Consider the following 1,039-nt stretch of genomic DNA (forward strand, 5'->3'; position numbering starts at 1 on the left):
GGACACTGAAAACAGTGTAATAGTAATAAAATTGTAAATTCTAACTTGTTTTTCGTTACCAAATGAGGATCTCTTATGAAAAAAGACCCCCTCCGGACTCCGGAAATAAGGGCACTGAAAAAGTCCATTAAAAGAGAAAAAGAAAATAATTACCTACTATTATATAGGGGGTACGGCAACGATTCTGTTTTTTTTGAACCCCTGAAGAAAAATACGCTTTATAATCACAATTTAGTATAATAATAATTTGTGGTAAATAATATGTCGAAATTAAGGAGAGATTATGGAAGCAAAGTTACGGAAATTCATCATTGCAGGAACCATTTTATATACAATTTTAATTTTATATTTTATGTTCTTTGCTTTTAATAGATTAGATGATGTAACCAGCGATTATGGATACACATTTTTGCTTGTTCTGAACAGTGTTCCGCTTCAATTTCCAGAACCAACTTTTTCATGGTTATTTGACTTTGGAAACATTGCTGCTTTTATCCCTTTTGGAATAGTAATTCCTCTGTTGTATCGTTCTGGTTTTGGGAAGTTCATATCCTTGTTTGTCTTAACGATTCTCGTTCTGGAATCGTTGCAGGCTTTAACTCATCTTGGCGGCTTTGATGTAGCTGATGTTTTATCTAATACATTAGGTGCAGCGATAGGATTTATTGCCTATAGAGTGGGGTTTTCTTCAAAAATTTCTTATAAAAAGCTTATTACTTCGGCTCTATTTATTGTTGTTCTTCTAGTTGGAGTAATCGTGATCTCAGAAACCATCAATTATGTTGTGGCGAAAAGAGAAGGCCCGATTCAAGCATTACACAATGTGAAAGAAATGAATGGAACCATGCCCATAACTGAAAATCTTCCAAGTTTCACCGTAGCAGGTAAGAAAATAGAACCCAAAATGAACGTGTATAACAGTGAAGGTGATAAAAGCAAATCATATACTTACATCTTGGAGAACAAGAAAGAGGTGATGTTCTACTCTTATTTTAGCATTCCAGACAAGGGTGAAATCACTATACTGCTAGATGGAAAA

At 34.2% G+C, this 1,039-nt stretch carries 1 protein-coding gene; it reads left to right on the top strand.

Features of this window, described 5'->3' with window-relative positions; translation table 11 throughout:
* Window positions 1-283: 283 nt before the first annotated feature.
* Window positions 284-1,039, top strand: a 756-nt coding sequence (locus tag ACIGHG_RS25650; protein WP_396551308.1) for a VanZ family protein, incomplete at its 3' end; no start/stop codon positions are given.

Source organism: Bacillus sp. NPDC077411 (genome assembly GCF_044543425.1).
GTDB classification, from domain to species: Bacteria; Bacillota; Bacilli; order Bacillales; family Bacillaceae_G; genus Bacillus_A; species Bacillus_A bruguierae.